At 67.6% G+C, this 24,976-nt stretch carries 24 protein-coding genes; 13 read left to right on the forward strand and 11 right to left on the reverse strand.

The window, feature by feature from the left end; translation table 11 throughout:
* The first annotated feature begins 52 nt into the window (after window positions 1–52).
* The 3 genes from clpA (at window position 53) to D6860_RS06100 (ending at window position 4,680) form a co-directional block, all read left to right on the forward strand.
* Window positions 53–2,383 carry an ATP-dependent Clp protease ATP-binding subunit ClpA gene (clpA, locus tag D6860_RS06090; RefSeq protein WP_076622582.1) on the forward strand — a complete coding sequence of 777 codons (2,331 nt, stop codon included), beginning with the start codon at window positions 53–55 and terminating at the stop codon, window positions 2,381–2,383.
* Between the two features lie 670 nt (window positions 2,384–3,053).
* Window positions 3,054–3,827, forward strand: a complete 774-nt coding sequence (locus tag D6860_RS06095) for a potassium channel family protein (RefSeq protein WP_076622583.1) — start codon at window positions 3,054–3,056, stop codon at window positions 3,825–3,827.
* Between the two features lie 142 nt (window positions 3,828–3,969).
* The gene (locus D6860_RS06100) at window positions 3,970–4,680 is read left to right on the forward strand and encodes an NYN domain-containing protein (RefSeq protein WP_017468857.1); all 711 of its coding nucleotides are present in this window, start codon (window positions 3,970–3,972) and stop codon (window positions 4,678–4,680) included.
* A gap of 15 nt (window positions 4,681–4,695) precedes the next feature.
* Here the strand turns inward: D6860_RS06100 and D6860_RS06105 are convergent, their stop codons facing one another.
* Entirely contained in the window at window positions 4,696–5,322 is a 627-nt protein-coding gene (locus D6860_RS06105; RefSeq protein ID WP_076622584.1) for a TetR/AcrR family transcriptional regulator, read from the reverse strand.
* A 196-nt stretch (window positions 5,323–5,518) separates the two neighbouring features.
* Here D6860_RS06105 and mbfA point away from each other — a divergent pair, with 196 nt between their 5' ends.
* Window positions 5,519–6,493: an iron exporter MbfA gene (gene mbfA, locus D6860_RS06110; protein WP_076622585.1), complete on the forward strand. Its 975-nt coding sequence runs from the start codon at window positions 5,519–5,521 to the stop codon at window positions 6,491–6,493.
* 163 nt (window positions 6,494–6,656) lie between these two features.
* Here mbfA and D6860_RS06115 read toward each other — a convergent pair whose 3' ends face one another.
* The 3 genes from D6860_RS06115 to D6860_RS06125 are packed head-to-tail and all read right to left on the reverse strand — an operon-like array spanning window position 6,657 to window position 10,371.
* Window positions 6,657–8,849: a xanthine dehydrogenase family protein molybdopterin-binding subunit gene (locus D6860_RS06115; RefSeq protein WP_076622586.1), complete on the reverse strand. Its 2,193-nt coding sequence runs from the start codon at window positions 8,847–8,849 to the stop codon at window positions 6,657–6,659.
* Window positions 8,846–9,868 (reverse strand): FAD binding domain-containing protein, encoded by a 1,023-nt coding sequence (locus tag D6860_RS06120; RefSeq protein WP_076622587.1) that lies wholly within the window; start codon window positions 9,866–9,868, stop codon window positions 8,846–8,848. Before D6860_RS06120 ends, D6860_RS06115 begins: the two co-directional genes overlap by 4 nt.
* Window positions 9,865–10,371, reverse strand: a complete 507-nt coding sequence (locus tag D6860_RS06125; protein ID WP_017469750.1) for a (2Fe-2S)-binding protein — start codon at window positions 10,369–10,371, stop codon at window positions 9,865–9,867. Before D6860_RS06125 ends, D6860_RS06120 begins: the two co-directional genes overlap by 4 nt.
* A 197-nt stretch (window positions 10,372–10,568) precedes the next feature.
* Here D6860_RS06125 and polA point away from each other — a divergent pair, with 197 nt between their 5' ends.
* On the forward strand, window positions 10,569–13,376 hold the full coding sequence (polA, locus tag D6860_RS06130) for a DNA polymerase I (protein ID WP_076622588.1): 2,808 nt from the start codon (window positions 10,569–10,571) through the stop codon (window positions 13,374–13,376).
* A 12-nt stretch (window positions 13,377–13,388) separates the two neighbouring features.
* Here polA and D6860_RS06135 read toward each other — a convergent pair whose 3' ends face one another.
* From D6860_RS06135 to folK, 5 genes are all read right to left on the reverse strand, one after another.
* On the reverse strand, window positions 13,389–14,249 hold the full coding sequence (locus tag D6860_RS06135) for a DMT family transporter (protein WP_076622589.1): 861 nt from the start codon (window positions 14,247–14,249) through the stop codon (window positions 13,389–13,391).
* A 50-nt stretch (window positions 14,250–14,299) separates the two neighbouring features.
* On the reverse strand, window positions 14,300–14,950 hold the full coding sequence (locus D6860_RS06140) for a DUF2062 domain-containing protein (RefSeq protein WP_076622590.1): 651 nt from the start codon (window positions 14,948–14,950) through the stop codon (window positions 14,300–14,302).
* 74 nt (window positions 14,951–15,024) lie between these two features.
* Window positions 15,025–17,163 carry a RelA/SpoT family protein gene (locus tag D6860_RS06145; protein WP_076622591.1) on the reverse strand — a complete coding sequence of 713 codons (2,139 nt, stop codon included), beginning with the start codon at window positions 17,161–17,163 and terminating at the stop codon, window positions 15,025–15,027.
* A gap of 37 nt (window positions 17,164–17,200) precedes the next feature.
* Entirely contained in the window at window positions 17,201–17,554 is a 354-nt protein-coding gene (rpoZ, locus tag D6860_RS06150) for a DNA-directed RNA polymerase subunit omega (RefSeq protein ID WP_017468418.1), read from the reverse strand.
* A gap of 77 nt (window positions 17,555–17,631) precedes the next feature.
* Entirely contained in the window at window positions 17,632–18,177 is a 546-nt protein-coding gene (folK, locus tag D6860_RS06155; protein ID WP_076622592.1) for a 2-amino-4-hydroxy-6-hydroxymethyldihydropteridine diphosphokinase, read from the reverse strand.
* Between the two features lie 153 nt (window positions 18,178–18,330).
* Between folK and D6860_RS06160 the strand changes: the two genes are divergently transcribed.
* Together D6860_RS06160 and D6860_RS06165 are read left to right on the forward strand one after the other, a co-directional pair.
* Window positions 18,331–18,906 (forward strand): LabA-like NYN domain-containing protein, encoded by a 576-nt coding sequence (locus D6860_RS06160; protein ID WP_076622593.1) that lies wholly within the window; start codon window positions 18,331–18,333, stop codon window positions 18,904–18,906.
* Between the two features lie 39 nt (window positions 18,907–18,945).
* Window positions 18,946–19,395 carry a YqaA family protein gene (locus D6860_RS06165; protein WP_076622594.1) on the forward strand — a complete coding sequence of 150 codons (450 nt, stop codon included), beginning with the start codon at window positions 18,946–18,948 and terminating at the stop codon, window positions 19,393–19,395.
* Window positions 19,396–19,398: 3 nt separating this feature from the next.
* On the opposite strand, the gene D6860_RS06170 is transcribed toward D6860_RS06165, so the two are convergent.
* Window positions 19,399–19,869, reverse strand: a complete 471-nt coding sequence (locus tag D6860_RS06170; RefSeq protein ID WP_076622595.1) for a c-type cytochrome — start codon at window positions 19,867–19,869, stop codon at window positions 19,399–19,401.
* A 133-nt stretch (window positions 19,870–20,002) separates the two neighbouring features.
* Between D6860_RS06170 and ispH the strand changes: the two genes are divergently transcribed.
* From ispH to D6860_RS06200, 6 genes are all read left to right on the forward strand, one after another.
* The gene (gene ispH, locus D6860_RS06175) at window positions 20,003–20,953 is read left to right on the forward strand and encodes a 4-hydroxy-3-methylbut-2-enyl diphosphate reductase (RefSeq protein WP_076622596.1); all 951 of its coding nucleotides are present in this window, start codon (window positions 20,003–20,005) and stop codon (window positions 20,951–20,953) included.
* 61 nt (window positions 20,954–21,014) lie between these two features.
* Window positions 21,015–21,488, forward strand: coding sequence for a pyridoxamine 5'-phosphate oxidase family protein (locus tag D6860_RS06180; protein ID WP_076622597.1), 474 nt, complete (start codon window positions 21,015–21,017; stop codon window positions 21,486–21,488).
* A 46-nt stretch (window positions 21,489–21,534) separates the two neighbouring features.
* Window positions 21,535–21,990 (forward strand): DUF3429 domain-containing protein, encoded by a 456-nt coding sequence (locus D6860_RS06185; RefSeq protein WP_076622598.1) that lies wholly within the window; start codon window positions 21,535–21,537, stop codon window positions 21,988–21,990.
* Window positions 21,987–22,574 (forward strand): class I SAM-dependent DNA methyltransferase, encoded by a 588-nt coding sequence (locus D6860_RS06190; RefSeq protein WP_076622599.1) that lies wholly within the window; start codon window positions 21,987–21,989, stop codon window positions 22,572–22,574. The genes D6860_RS06185 and D6860_RS06190 overlap by 4 nt, the downstream gene beginning before the upstream one ends.
* Complete coding sequence (rnhA, locus tag D6860_RS06195; RefSeq protein ID WP_076622600.1) at window positions 22,567–23,031, forward strand: ribonuclease HI; 465 nt, start codon at window positions 22,567–22,569, stop codon at window positions 23,029–23,031. The genes D6860_RS06190 and rnhA overlap by 8 nt, the downstream gene beginning before the upstream one ends.
* Window positions 23,028–23,669 (forward strand): trimeric intracellular cation channel family protein, encoded by a 642-nt coding sequence (locus D6860_RS06200; protein ID WP_229743258.1) that lies wholly within the window; start codon window positions 23,028–23,030, stop codon window positions 23,667–23,669. Before rnhA ends, D6860_RS06200 begins: the two co-directional genes overlap by 4 nt.
* 101 nt (window positions 23,670–23,770) lie before the next feature.
* Here D6860_RS06200 and D6860_RS06205 read toward each other — a convergent pair whose 3' ends face one another.
* A complete protein-coding gene (locus tag D6860_RS06205; RefSeq protein WP_076622601.1) occupies window positions 23,771–24,949 on the reverse strand; it encodes a MalY/PatB family protein in 1,179 nt (392 codons plus the stop codon).
* Window positions 24,950–24,976 lie beyond the last annotated feature (27 nt).

Below are 24,976 nucleotides of genomic sequence, written 5' to 3' on the forward strand. Positions count from 1 at the left end.
GAAGGCAATGTTGGGCCTCGCCGCCCGACGCAGACAATGAGGAGCGCCGCCCGTGCCGTCTTTCTCGAATACCCTCGAACAGGCCATTCACGCTGCCCTGGCTCTCGCGAACTCGCGCAGCCATGAATTCGCGACGCTGGAACACCTCCTGCTCGCACTCATCGACGAACCCGATGCCGCCCGCGTGATGAAGGCCTGCTCCGTGGACACCGAGGAGCTGCGCACCACGCTGGTGGAGTTCATCGACGAGGATCTGTCGAACCTCGTCACCGACATCGAGGGCTCCGAGGCGGTCCCGACCGCCGCCTTCCAGCGGGTGATCCAGCGCGCCGCCATCCACGTGCAGTCCTCGGGCCGCACCGAGGTGACCGGTGCCAACGTCCTCGTCGCGATCTTCGCCGAGCGCGAATCGAACGCGGCCTACTTCCTGCAGGAGCAGGACATGACCCGCTACGACGCGGTGAACTTCATCGCGCATGGCGTGGCCAAGAACCCGGCCTACGGCGAAGCCCGCCCCGTGCAGGGCGCGCAGGAGGCCGAGGAAGAAGCCAAGACCCAGTCGCAGGAAGCGCCCTCCGACAACAAGGAATCGGCGCTCGGGAAGTACTGTGTCGATCTCAACGCGAAGTCCCGCAAGGGCGACGTCGACCCGCTCATCGGGCGCGAACACGAGGTCGAGCGTGCGATCCAGGTGCTCTGCCGCCGCCGCAAGAACAACCCGCTGCTGGTGGGTGATCCCGGCGTGGGCAAGACCGCCATCGCCGAGGGCCTGGCGCGCAAGATCGTCAACGGTGACACGCCGGCCGTGCTTGCCAACACCACGATCTACTCGCTCGACATGGGCGCGCTGCTCGCCGGCACCCGCTACCGCGGCGACTTCGAAGAGCGGCTGAAGGCCGTTGTCACCGAACTCGAGGAACACCCCGACGCGGTGCTCTTCATCGACGAGATCCACACGGTGATCGGCGCCGGCGCCACCTCGGGCGGGGCCATGGATGCCTCGAACCTGCTGAAGCCCGCGCTTCAGGGCGGCAAGCTGCGCACCATGGGCTCCACCACCTACAAGGAGTTCCGTCAGCACTTCGAGAAGGACCGCGCGCTCAGCCGCCGGTTCCAGAAGATCGACGTGACCGAGCCTTCGGTCGAGGACACCGTGAAGATCCTCAAGGGGCTCAAGCCCTATTTCGAGGAGCATCACTCGATCAAGTACACGGCGGACGCGATCAAGTCGGCGGTCGAGCTTTCGGCGCGCTACATCAACGACCGCAAGCTGCCCGACAAGGCCATCGACGTCATCGACGAGGCCGGCGCGGCGCAGCACCTCGTGGCCGAGAGCAAGCGGCGCAAGACCATCGGTGCCAAGGAGATCGAGAATGTCGTGGCCAAGATCGCCCGCATTCCGCCCAAGAACGTCTCCAAGGACGATGCCGAGGTGCTCAAGGACCTCGAAGCCTCGCTCAAGCGCGTGGTCTTCGGTCAGGACACCGCGATCGAGGCGCTGTCGGCATCGATCAAGCTGGCCCGTGCCGGCCTGCGCGAGCCCGAGAAGCCCATCGGCAACTACCTCTTCGCCGGCCCCACCGGCGTCGGCAAGACCGAGGTGGCCAACCAGCTCGCCAGCACGCTGGGCGTCGAACTGCTGCGCTTCGACATGTCGGAATACATGGAAAAGCACGCGGTCAGCCGCCTGATCGGCGCGCCGCCGGGCTACGTCGGCTTCGACCAGGGCGGCCAGCTCACCGACGGCGTGGACCAGCACCCGCACTGCGTGCTCCTGCTCGACGAGATCGAGAAGGCGCACCCGGATGTCTACAACATCCTGCTGCAGGTGATGGACCACGGCACGCTGACCGACCACAACGGGCGCACGGTGGACTTCCGCAACGTGATCCTCATCATGACCTCGAACGCGGGTGCCGCGGAGCAGGCCAAGGCGGCAATCGGTTTCGCACGCGACCGCCGGACGGGCGAGGACACCGCCGCCATCGAGCGGACCTTCACGCCGGAATTCCGCAACCGTCTCGATGCGGTCATCAGCTTCCAGCCGCTGCCGAAGGAGGTCATCCTCTCGGTGGTCGAGAAGTTCGTCCTTCAGCTCGAGGCGCAGCTCATGGATCGCAACGTGACCATCGAGCTGACCAAGCCGGCGGCCGAATGGCTCGCCGACAAGGGCTACGACGACCGCATGGGCGCCCGCCCTCTGGGCCGGGTGATCCAGGAGAACCTGAAGAAGCCGCTGGCCGAGGAGCTGCTGTTCGGCAAGCTCACCAAGGGCGGCGTGGTCAAGGTCGGCGTGAAGGACGGCCAGCTGTCGCTTACCATCGACGGCCCCGACAAGCTGCGGCTCTCCTCAAAGCGCCCGCCGCTTCTGACCGCCGACTGATCTCGGCACGGGATCCGACACATGGCCCCGCCGCGCCCTCCGCGCGGCGGGGCTTTTTTTATTTCATTAGGATTGTGGCAGGTCTGGAGGAGCCGATTGGCTCAAGTGTTTGGCCCTTCGCTCGAGGGCGTGTCTCGAGGCGAGCCTCGGCAAGGCTGGATGCCGTCGGGCGAGAGAGACGTCCGACCGGGCTGCGCCCGGTCGGACCCGGGGGCTCCGCCCCCGTCCGGGCACGGCCCGGACTCCCCCCGAGGTATTTTGAAAGAGAAGAAGGGCCTGACGCTTGCGCCTCGTCCCGGCGGATGTCGGGCTGCTCGGGTCTAGCCTATGCCAGGTGGCGGTTGGCTGTCGACGGGAGGCGTCGGGAGCGGGTAAAAGCAGCATGGCATGCTTGAGGGGGGCGCAGGCCGAAATGGCTCGAGCCTGACCGTTTCCGGTTGAGCGGACAAAACATCCTGCGCCCGAGTGTACGACGCGTTGCAGCCTTGCGGGTGCGGCGGCGCGTCGGCCGCGTGCGCAGAGGACTGGGCAGTCAGGCGGCTTGATCTGCCCCAGGCCGCGCGCCTGTTGACCCTATGCACCATTGCAAGCCGACCCAAGGGGCCTTCTCCTTGCCCGGGACCGTCGGGCACGCGTATAGCTGCTGGACGGAGGCAAGGACCGGAGCGGCATGAAAGACAGGTTTCTGAACACCCTGAGGGAACTCTACGAGGGCGAGAGCCATCGCGCCTATCGCTTTCGCTATGCCGTTCTGTTCTTCGATATCGTCACGATCCTTTTCGTGATCGTCACCTCGTTTACCGATCATGGGCGCGTGGTCGAGGGAATCGATGCGGTCTTCGGCGTGCTCATCCTTGCCGATTTCATCGCCCGCGTTGCCATCGCGCCGAACCGGTGGCGGTTCCTGATTCAGCCGGTGACGCTGGCCGACATGGTGTCCATCGTCTCGTTTCTTGCACCGCTCGCGGGCGAGGGGCTGGGGTTCCTGCGGGTGGTGCGGACGCTGCGCTTCCTGCACACCTACCAGCTGATGAAACGGCTCCGGTCCGACTTCCCGTTCTTCCGCCACAACCAGGACGTCTTCGTCGCGGGCATCAACCTCGTGGTCTTCATCTTCGTGATGACCGGGCTGGTCTATGCCACGCAGCACGGCCGCAACGAGCAGATCGACAACTATGCCGACGCGCTCTACTTCACGGTAACCGCGCTCACCACCACGGGCTTCGGCGACATCACCCTCAAGGGCTCGCTGGGACGGGCGATCTCGGTCGTGGTGATGATCTGCGGCGTCACCCTGTTCCTGCGGCTCGCGCAGGTGCTGTTCCGGCCGCTCAAGGTCCGGCAGACCTGCCAGAACTGCGGCCTGTCGCTGCATGACGCCGACGCGGTGCACTGCAAGCACTGCGGGGCGGTGATCCATATCGAGACCGAGGGACAGGCCTGATCCCGCTCGATCCCGCCTGCCCCGAGGTCGACCGGAACCGCCCGTCTCGCGCCGCGTTCCGACAGAGTGAAAAGGGTTCTGTCGCCGCGCCGCTCATGTAATAAGTCCCGACGTGCGGACTGACCCGCCGAAAGGAGACCTCGTGCCCGAAGACACCCGCCTGCTCGCCGTCCTGATCGACGCCGACAACACCTCGCCGAAATACACCAAGGCCATCTTCGATGAGCTTGCCTCGATGGGCGAGGCCAGCGTGCGGCGCGTCTACGGCGACTTCTCCAGCCAGCAGCTGGCCGGCTGGTCGAAGATCTCCGCCGAATTCGGGCTGGTGCCGCATCACTCCCCGGCGAACACGGTGGGCAAGAACGCCTCCGACATCGCGCTGGTGATCGACGCGATGGACCTCATGCATTCGAACCGCTTCGACGGCTTCGTGCTGGTCAGCTCGGACAGCGATTTCACCCGGCTTGCCAGCCGCCTGCGCGAGCAGGGGCTCGACGTCTACGGCATGGGCATGCAGAAGACGCCCGACGCCTTCCGCAAGGCCTGCAAGCGGTTCATCTTCCTCGAGAACCTCGACGGCGCGCCCGAGCAGAAGACCGGCAGCACCGCGCCGCGGCCCAGCGGCAAGCTCGAAGAGGCGCGCAACCTCATATTCACCGCGATGGATGCCATCGAGCAGGAAGACGACTGGTACACGCTGGGCCAGCTCGGGCAGTTCATCACCGCCGCCAATCCCGACTTCGACACCCGCACCTTCGGCAAACGCAAGCTGTCGGATCTCGTCGGCGAGCTGAAGGTCTTCGAGACCAAGCGCGGCCCGGGCAACCAGCTTCTTGTCCGGCGCCTCGACTAGCGCGCCGGGCGTCGGTCAGTCAGGCCGCGCGCCATAGCGGGCAAGAAAGGTGGTCACGGCCCCGTCGACCACCCGACCGATCTCGGCTTCGGAAAAGCTGGTCTGGACACCGAAGACGAACTTCGACCAGAGATCGGCCTTGCAGAGCTCGGTGAACTGGTCCGCCGCGAGGCCGCTGTCCTCCACGCGGATCTCGCCACGGGCCTGCGCTTCGCCAAGGTAGCGCTTCACCTCGCGGTGCATCCGCATCGGACCGCAGCGGTAGAACTCGGCGCCGAGCTCGGGGAAGCGGTCCGACTCGGCGACGCAGATGCGGAAGACGCGCTGGCCCATCTCCGACAGCAGGAAGCCGAGGAAGGTGCGCCCCACTTGCGGCAACACGACCTGCGGCGGCTGCGACAGGTCAATCGTCACCAGCGCTTCGTCGGCCTGCATCCTGCACTGGGTGCTCGCCATCTCCATGAACAGCAGGCGCTTGTCGGGAAAGTAGCTGTAGAGCGTGGCCTTGGAGACCCCCGCCGCGCGGGAGATGTCGTCGACGCTCGCGCCTTCGAAGCCGTCGCGCAGGAAGACCTCGCGGGCGCCCTTCAGGACCTGGTCGTATTTGCGTCCACGCCGGACGGTGACCGTGCTGGCCGGCATGCTTCGTCTCCCATTCGTCAGCAACCTTAGACCGGCCTGCTCCCATCGGGCAAGCGATCCGGTGCCGGGCGTGATCACGCCCCTGTGCCGGGAAAACTAGTCTCCGCGACAATCGGTTGCACGGACGCCGGGAAAAAGCCGTTGCGCTTTCGCGGCAGCACCGTAGTTTAGAATCATTCCAAACTAGAGGCTCGACATGCGCTTTTTCACTCAACGCCGCCATTTCAAGGATCTGAGCGAGGAGGAGATCCTGGCGCTCGCGATTTCTTCGGAGGAAGACGACGCGCGGATCTACCGCAGCTACGCCGAGATGCTGCGCGCCGACTACCCGGACACGGCCAAGGTGTTCGACGGGATGGCCGAGGAAGAGGACGGCCATCGCAAGGCGCTGATCGCGGCCTTCCGGGTGCGCTTCGGCAAAGTCATCCCGCTGATCCGGCGCGAGCATGTCGCGGGATTCTACGCACGGCGGCCCGTGTGGCTGATGAAGAACCTGTCGCTCGAGCGCATCCGAGAGGAGGCCGAGATCATGGAGCGCGATGCCGGGCGGTTCTACCTCGAGGCGGCGAAGCGCAGCCCCGACGCGGCGACCCGCAAGCTGCTCGGCGATCTCGCCGCTGCCGAGGCCGGGCACGAGACCCGAGCGGGGGAACTTGCCGAGGCGCACCTCGGCGACGAGGCGCGGAGTGACGAGGATCGGCTTGCGCATCGCCAGTTCGTGCTGACCTGGGTACAGCCAGGGCTCGCGGGGCTGATGGACGGCTCGGTGTCGACGCTGGCGCCGATCTTCGCCACGGCCTTTGCGACACAGGACCCGTGGACGACGTTTCTCGTGGGGCTCGCGGCCTCGGTCGGCGCGGGGATCTCGATGGGCTTCACCGAAGCGGCCTCGGACGACGGCGAGTTGTCGGGACGGGGCTCGCCGATGAAACGCGGCATCGCGTCGGGCGTGATGACCACCGTGGGCGGCCTCGGCCATGCCCTGCCCTACCTGATCCCGCATTTCTGGACCGCCACGACCATCGCCTGGATCATCGTGTTCTTCGAGCTCTGGGCCATCGCCTGGATCCAAAACAAGTTCATGGAGACGCCCTTCTGGCGCGCCTCGATGCAGGTCGTGCTCGGCGGTGCGCTGGTGCTGGCGGCGGGGGTTCTCATCGGCAGTGGCTGAAGGGACACGAGGTCCTCGGCATTCATACTGACGAAACGGCCACGCCCGAGCCTCAAGCCATCAGAGCGTTGGCGTTCGGGACGCGACAGCTCCCCCCTCCGACAAGAAAACGGCCCGGCAGTCATGCCGGGCCGTTCCGTCATTCACTCAGGGCATGCGCGCCTCAGGCAGCGCCGTCCATCGCGGCGATCACCCGGTCGGGCAGCGCCGGGAAGTCACGCACCCGCGCGCCGGTGGCATGCGCAATGGCGTTGAACACCGCAGCGCCGGCGCCAGAGATGCCCAGCTCGCCGATCCCCTTGGTCTGGATCGGGTTTGCCATGTCGTCACGCTCTTCGAGGAACACCACCTGCATGTCGCCCGGCACGTCGGCATGGGCGGGCACGTGGTAGTTGGCAAGGTCACGCGTCACCACGTGGCCGGTGCGCGGATCGTGGCTCATCTCCTCGGTCAGCGCCGAGCCGATGCCCCAGATCATCCCGCCAAGCGCTTGGCTGCGCGAGGTCTTCTCGTTGAGGATGCGGCCCATGGACATGACGCCCAGCATCCGGCGGACGCGGACCTCGCCGGTCCATTCGTTCACCGCGACCTCGGCGAAATGCGCACCGAAGCCCGAGGAGAAGTGGCTTTCCGCCGTCTTGCCGCCTTCGATGGAGGCTTCCTCGACGATTTCCTCCTCGATCAGCTCGGTCAGCGGCACCTCTCGGTTGGCGCCGCGCGCGATGCGGTTCTGCAGCGTCAGCTCATCGGACGGGCAGCCGAGCATCTCGGCGATCTTCTCGCGGATCTGCTTGGCCGCGAGGAAGGTCGAGGAGCCCGCCGAGTTCGCCCCGAAGGAGCCGCCGGAGCCGGAGGCGCCCGGCAGGTCGGTGTCGCCAAGGCGCACCTCGACCTTCTCGATGGGCAGGCCCAGCATCTCGGCGGCCACCTGGCCGAGGATCGTGTAGCTGCCGGTGCCGATGTCGGTCATGTCGGTCTCGACCACCGCGCCATCGCCCTTGAGGCGCACGCGGGTCGCCGAGGGCACCAGCGTGTTCGACCGCGCGGCCGAGGCGACGCCCATGCCGATCAGCCAGTCGCCTTCGCGGCGACTGCGCGGCGCGCCACGGTCGGCCCAGCCGAACCGCTCGGCGCCATCCTTCAGGCAGTCCGCCAGGCGGCGGGCGCTGTAGGGCTGGCCCGTCATCGGGTGCGTTTCGGGCAGGTTCTTCAGGCGCAGCTCGACCGGGCAGATGCCGAGCTTCTCGGCCAGTTCGTCCATCGCCGCCTCGAAGGCCAGCATGCCCACCGCTTCACCGGGAGCGCGGACCGACCCAGTCGGCGCGCGGCTGATGCGGGCAAGCGTCTGCGTGAAGCTGAGACCGTCGGCACCGTAGAGGAACTGCGACGCCTGCGTGACCGGCTCGGCGAAGCCCTCGCCCTCGATGTTCGACACCCGGTCGTCATGCGAGATCGCGCGGATCTTGCCATCCTTGTCGGCGCCGAAGCGCACGCGCTGCGCGGTCTCGGTGCGGCGCAGCACGACATCGAAGACGTTCTGCCGGGTCATCACGACGCGCACGGGACGACCGAGCTTCTTCGCCGCCAGCGCCGCCGCGACGCCCTCGGGACCGAGGCCCAGCTTCGAGCCGAAGCCGCCACCGATGAAGGGCGAGAGAATGCGCACGTTGTCCGGGTCGATCCCGAGCGAGTCCGCAAGCTCCTTCTTGTTGAAGCGCAGCATCTGCAGCGAGCTGTGCAGCGTGACGGTATCCCCGTCCCACTCCGCGATCGAGGCATGCGGCTCCATCGCCGCCGCCGCATGCGGCGCGGTGGTGAAATGGCTGTCGATCGTCACCTCGGACTCGGCGAAGGCCGTATCGAAATCTCCAGCGGTTTCAGGGTCGCCGACCTCGAGTTCGCTGGCCATGTCGGGCCGGGTCTCGACGCCGTCCTCGGTCTCGTAGCTCACCTTGAGTCGCTGCGCCGCATCGCGTGCCGCCTCGAAGGTCTCGGCCACGGCCAGCGCGATGGGCTGTCCGTAGTAATGCACCTCGGCGCCCGGCTGGACCGGGGCGGCACCGGCCATGCCCTGCGCGGGGTTGCGCAGCATCCGCTCGTCGGCGAGCACGCACAGCAGACCCGGAATGTCGGCAATCGGCCCCTGGTCGATGTCGGTCACCCGGCCGCGAGAGATCGTGGCCCGCACCAGCACGCCATGCGCGGCGCCATCGGGCAGCCCGTCGGCGGCATAGGGCGCGGTGCCCGAGACCTTCCTGGGCCCGTCGGTGCGGTCGAGCGGCTTGCCGATGACGCCCTGACCGGTTTCGTCCAGCAGCCGCGGCTGCGCTTCATCCATTCGGAACATGCGTGTCATGCGGGGCTCCTTGCGGTATCGACGCCAGCCGCGTCGGGCACGAGACCCGTGGCCTCGCGCAGGGTGGCGATCAGGGTGCGGCGCAGCAGCGGGCGCTTGTACTCGGTATCCGGATGCGGCGCGCTGTCGGGCAGCATCGCGTCCGCCACCTCGGCAAAGAGCGCGTCGGAGGGCGCCTTACCCTCGAGCATCCGCTCGGCGTCATGGTCCATCCACGGGTGCGGCGCGACGCTGCCGAAGGCGAGTTTCGCGCTCTCGATGGTGTCACCCTGCATCTTCACGATGGCCGCGACCGAAACCAGCGCAAAGGCATAGGACGCGCGGTCGCGCACCTTGCGGTAGCTCTGAAGGGTGTCGGGCTTCGGCGCGGGCAGGATCACGGCGGTGACGAGTTCATCTGCGCCGAGAACCGTCTCGACGTCCGGACGGTCGCCCGGCCCGCGATAGAACTCGTGCATGGGCACGCGGCGGGTGCTGTCATCGGCGCTGCGGATCTCGACCTCGGCTTCGAGCGCGGTCATCGCGACCGCCATGTCGGACGGGTGCGCGGCAAGGCAGTGCTCAGAGGTGCCGAAGAGCGCGAGCATCCGGCCGACGCCGTTCTTGGCGGCACAGCCTTCACCCGGGCTGCGCTTGTTGCAGGGCGTGGAAGTGTCGTAGAAATAGGGGCAGCGGGTGCGCTGCAGCAGGTTGCCCCCGGTGGTCGCCTTGTTTCGGATCTGCGCCGAGGCCCCCGCGAGGATCGCCCGCGACAGCAGCGGCCAGCCCGCGCGGATGCGCTTGTCGGCTGCAAGGTCCGAGTTGGTGACGAGCGCACCGATGCGCAGCCCCTCTCCCTCGGCCGTGATCTCGGAAAGCCCCTCGATGTGGGTGATGTCCACGAGCGCGCGCGGCGTCATCACCTCGATCTTCATCAGGTCGAGCAGGTTGGTGCCGCCGGCGATGACGCTGGCTTCGGGTCCAAGCGCCTCGGCTGCGTCGGACAGGCCGCCCGCGCGGGTGAAATCGAATTCCCTCATGATTTCACCTCCGCCGCCATGGCGATGGCTTCACGGATCAGCGGGTAGGCGGAGCAGCGGCACAGGTTGCCGCTCATGCGCTCGGCCATCTCGCCGTCGTCGCGCAGCTTCGGCGCGTCGAGGCTTTCCGAGACATAGGAGGGATCGCCGCGCGACAGCTCCTCGAGCATCGCGGTGGCCGACATGATCTGACCGGGGGTGCAGTAGCCGCACTGGTAGCCGTCCATCTCGACAAAGGCCTTCTGCAGCGCGCTGAGTTTCTCGGGGGTGCCGATGCCCTCGATGGTGGTGACGTCGGTGCCCTCCTGCTGGGCGGTGAGGCACAGACAGGAATTCACACGCTTGCCGTCGACGAGCACGGTGCAGGCGCCGCACTGGCCGTGGTCGCAGCCTTTCTTGGTGCCCGTCAGCCCGAGCTGATCGCGGAGCGTGTCGAGCAGGGTGCGGCGGGGATCGTGCTCGACCTCCTGCGCCTGCCCGTTCACGGTGAAACTGGTTTTCATGGTGTTCGGCTTTCCTGGCTTGAAGCTGGAAGATGCCGCACGGGATGCGCGCGGTCTCGGCGTTCAACCCGTGGAGCGCGGCAGGGTTCCGAGCCTCGCAAGGCGCCCTCACGCCGCCGTGAGACTCTCATTCCGGCTGGAAGCCGGCGCGCGGGCATGGCAAACCGGCGAAGCGCACGGCCAAGGGAGACGCGACCATGACCCAGTTCGGCAAGGGCTGCCACCTGCACCTGATCGACGGATCGGCCTTCATCTTCCGAGCCTATCACGCCCTTCCGCCGCTGACGCGGAAGTCGGACGGGCTGCCCATCGGCGCCGTCTCGGGCTTCTGCAACATGTTGCAGAAATACGTCGAGGACAACGCCGGCCCCGATGCACCGACGCATGTCGCGGTGATCTTCGACAAGGGCTCGCACACTTTCCGCAACGACCTCTACGACCAGTACAAGGCCAACCGCGAGGAGATGCCCGAGGATCTGCGCCCGCAGATCCCGCTGACCCGCGAGGCCACCATCGCGTTCAACATCGCCTGCAAGGAGCTCGAGGGCTACGAGGCCGACGACATCATCGCCACCCTGTCGCGGCAGGCGCGCGAGGCCGGCGGGCGGGTGACGATCATCAGCTCGGACAAGGACCTGATGCAGCTCGTCGGCGACGGGGTCGAGATGCTCGACGCGATGAAGAACCGCCGCATCGACCGCGACGGGGTGATGGAGAAGTTCGGCGTCTGGCCCGACCGCGTGGTCGACGTGCAGGCGCTCGCCGGCGACTCGGTCGACAACGTGCCCGGCGCGCCCGGCATCGGCATCAAGACCGCCGCGCTGCTCATCAACGAGTGGGGCTCGCTCGAGGAGCTGCTCGACAACGCCGAGCAGATCAAGCAGCCCAAGCGCCGGCAGACGCTGATCGACAAACGCGAGCAGATCGAGCTGTCGAAAAGGCTCGTCCAGCTCGACGAGGAGACGCCGCTCGACTTCACGCTCGACGATCTCGAGGTGCGGGAGCCCGATCCCGAGACGCTGCTGGAGTTCCTCACCAAGATGGAATTCCGTTCGCTGACCAAGCGGATCTCGGACTCGCTGGGCGTCGAGGCGCCGGTCCTGCCCGACACCACGCCCGAAGGCGCCAACCCGCCCGAGGACGACGCGCCCGAGATGCCCGCCATCGACCCCGAGAGCTACGTCTGGGTGAAGACGGCCGAGGATCTCGCGCCGTGGATCGCCGCCGCGCACGAACGCGGCTGGGTTGCCGTCGACACCGAGACCACGGGCCTCGACGAGATGGCCTGCGACCTCGTGGGGATCTCGCTCTGCATCGAGCCGGGCGAGGCCTGCTACATCCCGCTCGCCCACCGCGGCGACAGCGACGGCGGGCTTTTCGGCGACGGCGACCTTGCCGAGGGTCAGATGCCGATGCAGGCGGCGCTCGACGCGCTGAAGCCGCTGTTCGAGGACCCGGCGGTGATGAAGATCGGGCAGAACATGAAATACGATGCCAAGGTGTTCTCGCGCTACGGCATCGACATCTCGCCGATCGACGACACCATGCTCATGTCCTACGCGATGAACGCGGGGCTGCACACGCACGGCATGGACGCGCTCTCGGAACGCTATCTTTCGCATGTGCCGATCCCGATCAAGACGCTGCTGGGCAGCGGCAAGAAGATGAAGACCTTTGACCAGGTGCCGATCGGGGACGCGGTGAAATACGCCGCCGAGGACGCCGACATCACCCTGCGGCTGTGGAAGATCTTCAAGCCGCAGCTGCACCGGGCCCATGTCACCCGCGTCTACGAGGGGCTCGAGCGGCCACTGGTGCCGGTGCTGGCCGAGATGGAGCGCAACGGCGTGCAGGTCGACCGGAACGTGCTGTCGCGCATGTCCGGCGCCTTTGCCCAGAAGATGGCGCAGCTCGAGGAAGAGATCCACGAGCTTGCCGGTGAAAGCTTCAACGTCGGCTCGCCGAAACAGCTGGGCGAGATCCTCTTCGACAAGATGGGGCTCGAAGGCGGCAAGAAGGGCAAGACCGGCGCCTATGGCACCGGCGCCGACGTGCTCGAGGACCTGGCGACCGAGCACGAGCTGCCCGCGCGGGTGCTCGACTGGCGGCAGATCTCGAAGCTCAAGAGCACCTACACCGACGCGCTGCAGGGCCATATCAACGCCGAGACCGGCCGGGTGCACACCTCCTACGTGATCGCGGGGGCGAACACCGGCCGGCTGGCCTCGACCGATCCGAACCTGCAGAACATCCCCGTGCGCTCGGAGGAAGGCCGCCGCATCCGCGAGGCCTTCGTCGCGCCCGAGGGCAAGACGCTGGTATCGCTCGACTACAGCCAGATCGAGCTGCGCATCCTCGCCCACATGGCCGACATCGACGCCCTGAAGCAGGCGTTCCGCGACGGCCAGGACATTCACGCGATGACCGCGTCGGAGATGTTCAACGTGCCGATGGACGAGATGACGCCCGAGATCCGGCGGCAGGCCAAGGCCATCAACTTCGGCGTGATCTACGGCATCTCGGGCTTCGGGCTGGCGCGCAACCTGCGCATTCCGCGCAAGGACGCGCAGGATTTCATCGACCGCTACTTCGAGCGGTTCCCGGGCATCAAGGCCTACATGGACGACACCACCGAGTTCGCCAAGGAACACAAGCGGGTCGAGACCCTGTTCGGCCGGGTGATCCACACGCCCGAGATCGCCGCCAAGGGCCCGCGCGCCGGCTTCGCCAAGCGCGCCGCGATCAACGCGCCGATCCAGGGCACCGCGGCCGACATCATCCGCCGCGCGATGATCCGGATGCCCGAGGCAATCGAGGGCCTGCCCGCGAAGATGCTGCTGCAGGTCCACGACGAACTGCTGTTCGAGGTCGAGACCGGCGCCGAGGACGCGCTGATCGAGGCCGCCCGCGCTGTCATGGAGGGCGCGGCGGAACCGGTCGTGAAGCTCGACGTGCCGCTCGTCGCGGATGCGGGTCAGGGCAGCAACTGGGCCGAGGCGCACTGAGGCGCCCTGGCCCTACCCCGCCCGGGGGCGGCGCGTGACGATGGACACCGCGACGCCGCCCAGCACCAGCAGGGCGGCAAGGCTGAAGCGCAGCGTCAGCGGTTCCGCGAGGAAGGCCATGCCTCCCGCCATGGCGATCAGCGGCACGGTGAGCTGCGCCACGGCGGCCACAGATCCCGGCAGGCGCGGCAGCACCGTGTACCACAGCGCGTAGCCGAGCCCCGAGGTTACCGCGCCCGAGACGACGGCCAGCGTGACCGCTTTCATCTGCCAGTCCGCCGCCCCCTGCCCCGTCATCGTCAGCCCGGCCTGCACCAGCAGCCCGAGCCCCGCGGTCAGCACGAAATTCGATGCCGTCGAGGCCAGCGGCTCGTCTGCCAGCCTACCGGCAAGCGAGTAGACGCCCCAGCCGATCCCCGCGAGCAGCATCGCCGCCGCGTGCGGCAGGCTCGGGGCGGCCGCACCACCGGGCGAGAGCAGCCAGACCAGCCCGCCAAAGGCGAGCGCCGCGCCAAGCCATCGCTGCGCGGGCACCCGTTCGCCGCCCGCAAGGCTGCCGCCGAACATGGTGACCTGCACCATTCCGAAGAGCAGCAGCGCGCCCAGCCCCGCCGGCAGACCGGCGTAGGCCGCCGAGAAACCGTAGATGTAGAGAAACAGCCCGGCCACGCCGGCCAGCCGTCCGCGCCCGCCAAGACGCAGGCCGCCGGTGCGGATCAGCACCAGCGCGGCGAGCACCACGGCACCCGACAGCAGCCGCAGTGTGCCGAAGCTCGCCGGGTCGATACCGCCCGAGGCAAGCGCGGCACGGCTCAGCAACGAATTGGCAGCGAAGGCCGTCATCGTCAGCGCCACCAGCAGAAACAGTCGCATGGGCCTCCCCTTCCATGGGCTTCCCACTCCGGTGCCCCTCCCCGTCCGGCTCAGTTCGGCGGAGAGCCCCGCTCGCGCGCCTTCTTGGCCTTGAGCGCCGCCAGTTTGGCGTTCAGCGCGCCGCGCCGGCGGCTCTGGTAGGCCCGGATCACCGGCACGGTAAGATAATAGGCCACGAGCCCGGTTATGATGCCGGGCAGGATGCCCCCGATCATGTAGGGATAGAAGACCTTGTCGTAGAAGATGTGCAGGTTCGACCAGTTGGTGGGCTCCCCGAGCAGCCAGGCGCAGAGGTTGTCCCACAGGTCGGTGCCGGCATAGCCGAACTGCTCGAACAGCGAGCGGTGGTGCGGCGCGTGCCGGTCGATCCCGAGCAGCCAGTAGCCGGTGCGCAGCGCGGCGATGCCGATGGGCACGTAGGTGAGCGGATTGCCGAAGAAGGTCGCCAGAAGCGAGGCGATGACGTTGCCCCGCAGGATCCACGCGAGCGATGCGGCGATGAGGAAGTGCAGCCCGTAGAACGGCGTGAAGGTGGTGAAGACCCCGGCGAAGATGCCGCGCGCGATCTTCTCGGGCGGATCGGGCAGACGGTGCAGGCGGTGCTGGATATAACGGGCGGCGCGGGCCCAGCCGCCACGCGGCCAGAAGAACTCCAACACGATCCTGAGCAGGGGCCGTCTGTCGCGGCGTTTGAAGACCAAAGGCCTGATCCGTCCGTACTTCGGCGACCCTCGGGCCGCGCGTTCTCATGCTGCGGCCGGGAGAGCCGCGTCTGTCACTCTGCCGCCGCCGGTATCGACCCGTGCGAGGCGTCGCGGCAACGATGCACCGAGGCAACGTCGCTTTCGGCTTCGAGCACCGAGATCACCGAGTGCAGATGCTCCGCGTCCCTGAACTCGACGTTCAGGCGCAGTCTGAAGAAATCGGGTTTACGATCCAAGAACTCGAGGTCCGAAATATTGGCCTGCCGCTCGCCGATCAAGGTGCAAACGCGCCCGAGCACCCCCGCGTCGTTGCCGATGGTCAACTCGAGGCTCACGTCGTAGGCAGCGGGATGGGTTCCCTCGGCCCAGCGCAGGTCGACCCAGCGGTCGGGCTGGTCCTCGTAGGCAGCGAGCGATTCGCAGTCGATGGCGTGGACGAATACGCCCTTGCCGCGCTGCGTGATGCCGACGATACGCTCTCCGGGAAGCGGCTGGCAGCAGCGCGCACGGGTGAAACCGGTGCCGGGCTCGAGGCCGATCACGGCGCGATGGGCGTCGACCTCGGCCTCGACGTTGTCGCCGAGGTCCGGGTAGACCGCATGCACCACCTCGCGCGAGGTGAGCTCGGCGCTGCCCAGTCGCGCGAGAAGCGTATCGCGCCCCTCGAGCCGCAGTGTCTGCGCCGCCTTCTCGAGCACCTTGTCGGTGGCCTTCTTGCCGACGTGTTCGAACGCCGACCGCGCCAGTTCCGCACCCAGCCGGATGAAGCGCTCGCGACCGGCCTCGCGCAGGGCGCGACGGATTGCGGTGCGGGCCTTGCCGGTGGTGGCGATGTCGAGCCAGGTCGCCTGCGGGGTCTGCCCCTCGGCGGTGATGATCTCGACCGACTGGCCGTTCTTCAGCCGCGTCCAGAGCGGCACGCGGATCCCGTCGACCTTGGCCCCCACGCAGGCCGACCCGATGCGGGTGTGGATCGCGTAGGCATAATCGAGCGGCGTCGCCCCACGCGGCAGCTTCACCACGTCGCCCTTGGGCGTGAAGCAGAACACCTTGTCGGAATACATCTCGAGCTTGACCGCCTCGAGGAACTCGTCGTGATCCTGCTCGCTGTCGAACTGCTCGGTGAGCGACGAGATCCACTTGGCCGGATCGACGGCAAAGGGGTTCTCGGCGCGTTCGCCGTCGCGGTAGGACCAGTGCGCGGCAACGCCGGTCTCGGCGACCTCGTGCATCTGGCGGGTGCGGATCTGCACCTCGACCCGCTTGCCGTCGCGGCCCGACACCGTGGTGTGAATCGACCGGTAACCGTTCGACTTGGGCTGGCTGACGTAATCCTTGAACCGGCCCGGCACCGACTTCCAGCGCTGGTGGATGACGCCGAGCGCGCGGTAGCAGTCCATCTCGTTCCGGGTGATCACGCGGAAGCCGTAGATGTCGGAGAGCCGGGAGAACCCCATGCTTTTCTCCTGCATCTTGCGCCAGATCGAATAGGGTTTCTTGGCCCGACCGAACACCTCGGCGTCGATGCCTGCCGCTTCCAGCTCGTGCCGCATGTCGCCGGTGATGCGGTGGATGACGTCGCCGGCTTCCTTTTGCAGCGTGATGAAGCGCCGGATGATCGAGGCGCGCCCCTCGGGGTTCAGCACGCGGAAGGCAAGGTCCTCGAGCTCCTCGCGCATCCACTGCATGCCCATCCGGCCGGCGAGCGGCGCGTAGATATCCATCGTCTCGCGCGCCTTCTGCACCTGCTTCTCGGCGCGCATCGCCTTGATGGTGCGCATGTTGTGCAGGCGGTCGGCCAGCTTCACGAGGATCACCCGCAGGTCCTTGGACATCGCCATGAACAGCTTGCGGAAGTTCTCGGCCTGCTTGGTCTCGGAGCTGGAAAGCTGGAGGTTGGTGAGCTTGGTCACCCCGTCCACGAGTTCCGCGACATCGGTGCCGAACCGCTCGGCGATGTCGGTGTAGGAGGCGCGGGTGTCCTCGATCGTGTCGTGCAGGAGCGCGGTGATGATCGTCGCGTCGTCGAGCTGCTGCTCGGTCAGGATCGCGGCGACGGCAACGGGGTGCGTGAAATAGGGCTCGCCAGACTGGCGCGTCTGCCCCTCGTGCATCGCGCGGCCGAAATCATAGGCCGCGCGGATCAGCGTCTCGTTCGTCTTCGGGTTGTAGTTGCGGACCAGCGCAACAAGATCTTCCGCCGCGATCATGGGCGCCCATCCTTACTGGCCCGCAAAATGGCGAGCCTCAGCTCTCTCCCTGTGCTTCCATCAGGGCGCGCAGGAGTTTTTCTTCCGACATGTCGTCTTCTGCCGGCTTGTCCTGCTCGGCACCCATGAGAAGCGCCATGCTGTCGTCCTCGGGCTCGTCCACCTCGATCTGGGTCTGGTGGGACTCGATCAGGCGCTCGCGCAGCTCATCGGCCGACTGGGTTTCCTCGGCGATTTCGCGAAGGGCGACGACCGGGTTCTTGTCGTTGTCGCGGTCCACGGTCAGCGTGCTCCCGGACGAGATTTCGCGGGCGCGGTGCGCTGCGAGCATCACCAGCTCGAAGCGGTTGGGGACCTTGTCGACGCAATCTTCTACCGTAACGCGGGCCATGTGCGTGTCACCTATCGGTTAGCCGTCAGAAAGGTGATGTCTAGCGTGCACCAAGCCGGAATACAAGCGCGATTCGCTCATAAAGGCTTGACCTCGGCGCGCGCTTCTGCCGGTAGCGCGGCACAGAGTTCAGCCACCGTGCGGCCAAGCAGGGGGTGGCGCCAGTCGGGCGCCACATCCGCGAGCGGAACAAGCACGAAAGCGCGGTCCTGAAGACGCGGGTGCGGCAGAATCAGCTCGTCGGGCGTGCGCCGAACCTGCTCCTCGGGCGCGAGCGCACGCCACGCGGCTTGTGACGCAACGTCGGGAAGCACCTGCTCCCCCACCGCCAGAAGGTCGAGATCGAGCGTCCGGCTGCCCCACCGCTGCACCCGCGCGCGACCGTAGTCGGCCTCGACCGCATGCAGCACGGCCAGCACCTCGCGTGGGTCACCCGGACCATCCAGCACCGCGCAGCCGTTCACGTAATCCGGCCCGGCGCCCGCAGGAAAACAGGGCGTTGCATAGAATCGGCTGACCCGCAGCACCTCCAGCCCACGATCGGCGAGGGCATCGAGCGCGGCCTGCAGCGTCGCGGTCGGGGGACTGTCATGCAAGGGCAGGTTCGCACCGAGCGCGATCATGATTTCTTGTTCGGAAAGCACCGTTGAGCTACCATCCTCCTCATGTTTCCCGGGTTGAACACGCGGGCTTAAGCATTAATCTCTGGTATCCCGTCGCGCTATTTTTTGCACTCACGGACTCTCGCGCGCGGCGAATTGCTGAAAGGACATTTTATGTTTTACAAGGATGAACGGCTGGCGCTGTTCATAGACGGGTCGAACCTGTATGCCGCCGCGAAGGCGCTCGGGTTCGACATCGACTATAAACTCCTCCGCCAGGAATTCGTGCGCCGAGGCAAGATGGTGCGCGCATTCTACTACACCGCGCTGCTCGAAAACGACGAATATTCCCCCATCCGTCCGCTGGTCGACTGGCTCCACTACAACGGCTTCACCATGGTGACCAAGCCTGCCAAGGAGTACACGGACAGCCAGGGTCGTCGCAAGGTCAAGGGCAACATGGACATCGAGCTTACCGTCGATGCCATGGAGCTTGCCCCGCGCGTCGATCACATCGTGCTGTTCTCGGGCGACGGCGACTTCCGTCCGCTGGTGGAAAGCCTGCAGCGGCAGGGCGTGCGGGTCTCGGTGGTCTCGACCATCCGCAGCCAGCCGCCGATGATCGCCGACGAGCTGCGCCGCCAGGCCGACAACTTCATCGAACTCGACGAGCTGCGCGAAGTCATCGGCCGCCCGCCCCGCGAACAGCAGGCGGAACGCAACTTCGAGGTCGCGAGCAACGGGCGCTGAGACGTCGCGGAGCCGTCATGGGGATGAGGCTCCCGCGTCATGCTTTCTGAGGCCGCCGCGCTAGGCGGCCTCTTCCTCGCGGCCTTTGGCGCCGCCACGATCCTGCCGTTCCAGTCGGAGCTTGTCTTCGTCGGGCTCCAGCTTCGCGACATCTCGCCGATCTGGCTGCTCGTCCTGGTGGCGAGCGTTGGCAACACGCTCGGTGCGGCGGTCAATTATGTCCTCGGCCTCTGGGTCGAACGGTTCCGTCATCATCGCTGGTTTCCCGCGAGCGAGGCGCAACTCGACCGTGCGCAGCGCGCCTATGCCCGCTGGGGCGTCTGGACCCTGCTGCTGAGCTGGGCGCCGTTCGGAGACGCCTTCACCGTGGTCGCCGGCATCATGCGCACCCACTGGCTGGTGTTCCTCGTGCTCGTGACCATCGCCAAGACCGGACGCTACATCGTACTGGCCTGGGCCACGGTGGCGGCCTCGGGGGGCTCGCTCTAGCGGTCAGTCCGGGAACGCCGCGGCGCGCGCGTTGATCTCGTTGTGAATCCGCACGACCTCGGCCGGCCAGGTGCTCTTGATGTAGGCCATGATGTCGACGATCTCGTCGCGGCTCAGCACGTCGGCGAAGCCTGACATGTTCGATTTGTAGTCACCGCCCACCAGCGCCTCGGTGCCATGCATCACGATCTCGAGCAGCTGTGCGTCGGCGTGGTGCCAGGTGTGTCCGGTCTCGTCGTGGGGCGGGGCCGGCAGGTAGCCATCGGCATCGCGTGTCTTCCAGTCGGGGGCGCCGGCGAGGTCGGCGCCGTGACAACTGGCGCAATTCTCGGCGTAGAGCGCCGCGCCGCGCTCGACCCGCTCGGCGTCGCGGTAGGGGAAAAGTCCGGGGACCGGCTCCGCCGCCATCTGCGCCAGCGCCGGCCCCTGCCCCATTGCAGCCATCGCACCGAGTGCCCAAAGCAACGCCTTCATCACGCCCCCTATCCGTTTCCGGCTTCAACTTTCCCTGTATCCCGCGACGCGATCAAGTCACGCTTCGATCAGCTTCGCCCTCTGGACCCGGCGGCGCCGAACCCTTACCTCTGGCCCCATGCAGGAGACGCGAATGACCAAAGCCCCCCTCACCCTCTACCTTGCCGCGCCGCGCGGGTTCTGCGCCGGCGTCGACCGGGCCATCAAGATCGTCGAGATGGCGCTCGAGAAATGGGGCGCCCCGGTCTACGTGCGCCACGAAATCGTGCACAACAAGTTCGTGGTCGACGGGCTGCGCGACAAGGGCGCCATCTTCGTCGAAGAGCTCGAGGAATGCCCGCCGGACCGCCCGGTGATCTTCTCGGCCCACGGCGTGCCCAAGGCCGTGCCCGCCGAGGCCGCCCAGCGCGAGATGGTCTATGTCGATGCCACCTGCCCGCTGGTCTCCAAGGTCCACATCGAGGCGGCCCGCCACCACGAGAACGGCCTGCAGATGGTCATGATCGGCCACGCCGGCCACCCCGAGACGATCGGCACCATGGGCCAGCTTCCCGATGGCGAGGTGCTGCTGGTCGAGACGGTCGACGACGTGGCCCACGTCGAGGTGCGCGACCCCGAGCGCCTTGCCTTCGTGACCCAGACCACGCTGTCGGTCGACGACACCGTCGACATCGTCGCGGCGCTGAAGGCGCGTTTCCCGGCGATCATCGGTCCGCACAAGGAAGACATCTGCTACGCCACCACCAACCGGCAGGAGGCCGTGAAGGCCATCGCCCCGGACTGCGACGCGCTGCTGGTGGTGGGCGCGCCCAACTCGTCGAACTCCAAGCGGCTGGTCGAGGTCGCCCGCAAGGCCGGCTGCGGCTACGCGCAGCTTGTCCAGCGGGCCGAGAACATCGACTGGCGCGCGCTCGAGGGCATCGGCTCGGTCGGCGTCACCGCCGGGGCTTCGGCCCCCGAGGTGCTGATCGACGAGGTCATTGACGCTTTCCGCGCCCGCTACGACGTGCAGGTGCAGATGGTCGAGACCGCCGAGGAGAACGTCGAGTTCAAGGTGCCCCGCGTGCTGCGCGAACCCGCCTGAGCACTCCGCATCGCGCCGCGCGGTCTCGCCACGCGGCGCGAATGCTGTCATCCTGCGCCCCATGCCCCGCCCCTTCGACCCCGAAGAGGTGCTCCGCCTGCCGCTGATGGCGACTCTCGCCACCGTGGCCGCCGATGGCGCCCCGCGCAGCGCCCCGGTCTGGTTCGACTGGGACGGCACGACCCTGTCGATGCTCGGCAACCGCGAGGGCAGCTCGGTCGCCCGGATCACGGCGGACCCGCGCGTCGCGGTCGAGATCGTCGACTACGACAACCGCCGCGGCCTTCTGCGTCACCTCGGCCTGCGCGGTCGCGCCGGGATCACGTCGATGGACCCCGTGCTCTTCCGCCGACTGCTGCGGCGCTACCTCGGCCCCGACGAGACCTGGAACCGCTGGTTCATCGACGAGATCGCCCGCATCGATGACCCGGACGGACGCTTGATCCGGCTCGTTCCCGAGTCGATATTCACCAACGACGTGAGTTATTTCCGCACCGGGCCCGCGCTGGCCTCGCGGCAGGAGGAGGACGGCTGATGGCCGAACACATCGCGGCACCCAAGCAGCTGGCAGAGGCCGGCTCATGACCGGCGGCATTCCCCGCGCTCCGCTGCTGCTGGCGCTCGCCGGTCTGCTGCCGTTTCTCTGGGGGCTGCTCACGCTGGTCTCCGACCCGGTCTACGCCTTCGCCTACGAGACCCTCGGCGGCCGCTTCGTCGGCCCCTACGTGCAACTTGCCTACGGCACCGTGATCCTCGCCTTCATGTCCGGCGTGCTCTGGGGCTTCGCCACCCGCGCCCCCGAGCGGCAGGCGCCGGTCTGCTACGCGCTCTCGGTGATCCCGGCGCTCTGGGCCTTCTTCATGGCCGGCGGCGGGCCGGTCTCGGCCGGCATGAACCTCGTGTTCGGCTACCTCGGCCTGCTGGCGCTCGACTGGCAGTTCTGGCGCTGGCGCCTCGCACCCGACTGGTGGATGCGGCTGCGCCTGCCGATGACCCTCGCCGTGGTCGCCTGCCTGCTTGCCGGAACCCTGCTGTGACCGATCCCGAGACGCTGAAGGTCTACGCCGCCCGCGCCCGCGACTACGATGCGCTGGCCCCGGACGCGCCTCATGCCACCCTGCGCGCCTTCCTCGCGGCGCTGACCAAGGGCGCGCGGGTGCTCGATCTCGGCTGCGGCCCCGGCCGCGACGCGGGCCACATGGCGGCGGCCGGCATGATCGTCGACGCCTGCGACGCCTCGCCCGAGATGGTGGCGCTCGCCGCCGCCCGTCCCGGCGTCTCCGCCCGTCAGGCCAGCTTCGACGACCTCGAGGCCCGCGCCGCCTACGACGGCATCTGGGCCAGCTTCAGCCTGCTGCACGCGCCGCGCGCCGCCATGCCTCTCCACCTCGCCGCCATCGCCCGCGCGCTGAAACCCGGCGGCCTGCTGGGGCTAACCCTCAAGGAGGGAACGGGCGAAAGCCGCGACCGTCTCGGCCGCTTCTACACCTACTACACCGAGGACGAGCTGCGCGCCCTGCTCGGCGCGGCCCGGCTCGAGGTCGCGCAGGTGACCCGGGGCGAGAGCCGCGGGCTTGACGGCACCACCTCGCAATGGATAAGCGTCAGCGCCCATGCCTGATCTCTTTGCCTATACCGACGGAGCCTGCTCCGGAAATCCCGGCCCCGGCGGCTGGGGCGTTCTCATGCGCGCCATGGACGGCGACGCCGTCAAGAAAGAGCGCGAGCTCAAGGGCGGCGAGCCGCAGACCACCAACAACCGGATGGAGCTGCTGGCCGCGATCAACGCGCTGGAATCGCTCACCCGGCCGTCGCGGATCACCATCATCACCGACAGCGCCTACGTGAAGAACGGCGTCACGGGCTGGATCCACGGCTGGAAGCGCAACGGATGGAAGACCGCCGCGAAGAAGCCGGTGAAGAACGCCGAGCTCTGGCAACGTCTCGATGCCGCGCAGCACACCCACGACGTGACCTGGGAATGGGTCAAGGGCCACGCCGGCCACCCCGAGAACGAACGCGCCGACGAGCTCGCCCGCGCCGGCATGGCCCCCTTCAAGCCCGGCAACGGCAAGTGATCGCCGCCGAGGCGGGCCTCGGCCCGCTTGCCCTGCTCGACTACGCCTCGGTGCTGATCTTCGCGCTGACCGGCGCGCTGGTCGCCAGCCGGGCCCAGCTCGACGTGGTGGGCTTCGCCTTCCTCGCCTGCCTCACCGCGCTCGGCGGCGGCACCATGCGCGACCTGCTGCTCGACCGCACCGTGCTCTGGATCGGCGACCCCACCTACCTCGGCGTCGCCTGCGCCGCGGCGCTGCTGGTGTTCTTCACCGCGCATCTGCTGGAAAGCCGCTACCGGGCGATCCTCTGGCTCGACGCGGCCGCCCTCTCGGTGGCCGTGGCCGCCGGCGCCGGCATCGCGCTCGAAGCCGGCGCGAGCTGGCCGGTGATCCTCGTCATGGGCGTGATGACCGGCAGCCTCGGCGGCCTCATGCGCGACGTGGTGGCCAACGAGGTGCCGCTGCTGCTGAAACAGGGCGAGCCCTACGCCACCTGCGCGCTCGGTGGTGCCGGCGCGCTGCTCGCCGCTCATGCCACCGGCATGACCCCGGCCGGCGCCGCCCTGATCTGCGCGCTCATCACCTTCGTGCTGCGCGGCGGCACCCTCGCCTTCGGCTGGCAGATCCCGATCTACAAGGGCCGCCCGCCGCGCAACTAGCGACGCCGCGCGCGGCGCCCGCCCCTTCTCCGGTTCCTCAAATACCCTCGGGGTGAATTGCTCCGGCCCTGCCGGAGCAAGAGGGGCAGAGCCCCTCCCCCTCACTGAAGATCGGCGAAGGCCCGCTGCAGCCGTGCCCCGGCCTCGGAAACGATCCCGCGAGTGGTGGCGAGGTTGATCCGCATGCAGGTCTCGCCGCCCGTGCCGAAGGACGGCCCGGGGCTCGCGGCAATCTTGGCCTCGTCGCGGATCCGGGCGTTGAACTCGTCGAAGCTCATGCCGGTGCCCGAGAAATCGACCCAGGCCAGATAGGTGCCCTGCAACGGCAGGGAGCGGACTCCCGGGATGGCATTCACCGCCTCGTCGAAGACTGCCCGGTTGCCGATGAGGTGCTCGACCTGCGCGTCGACCCACGCCGCGCCCTCGGGCGAGTAGGCGGCGGCAGACATGATGAAGCCAAGCGCGTTGGGCTTGCTGTCGAGCGCGTTGATGCGCGCCTCCATCGCCGCGCGCAGCCCCGGGTCGGGAATGATCAGGGCTCCCACGCGCTGGCCCGCGAGGTTGAAGGTCTTGGATGCTGCCGTCAGCACCACCAGCCGTGGCCGCACATCCGGCGCCGCCACGTCCATCGCCACGAAGCGGTTTCCGGGGTAGATCAGGTCATGGTGCACTTCGTCGGAGAGCAGCATCATCCCGTTGCGCTCGGCGAAATCCGCGACCGCCCGCAGTTCGTCGGGGCTCCAGACCCGGCCCGTCGGGTTCTGAGGCGAGCACCAGATCAGCATGGTTTCCTTGCCGGTCAGCCGCGCCTGCGCGTCCTCGAGGTCCAGCTGGTAGACATCGCCCTCGCGCTTCAGCGGGCACTCGGTGACGGTGCGCCCCGCCCGGCGCACCTTGGCTGCGAACTCGTGGTAGACCGGCGAGAAGATCACCACGTGATCGTCGGGCTGCGTCCACACGTCGACGCACAGGGCGACGCCGTTGCCAAGACCGTGCGTGGGCACGATCCAGTCCTCCTCGATCTCCCAGTCGTGACGGTTCGCCATCCACCATTTCACCGCGCCGGTGTAGCGCGGGGTGTCCGAGAAGTAGCCGAAGATGCCGCGGTCCACTTCGGCCTGCACCGCCTCGATGACGCATGGCGCGGTCGGGTAGTCCGAATCCGCGGTCCACATCGCCAGCCCGTCCACCGGGTCGACACCGAAAAGCTTGTCCATCAGGTCCCATTTCGCGGACCCGCTGCCACGCCGGTCGATCGGCGTGTTGAAAAGATCGTTCATTTCGGGAATTCCTTGCTCACTCATTGC

The sequence above is a fragment of the Salipiger sp. D13 genome (assembly GCF_003703915.1).
GTDB lineage: Bacteria > Pseudomonadota > Alphaproteobacteria > Rhodobacterales > Rhodobacteraceae > Salipiger > Salipiger profundus.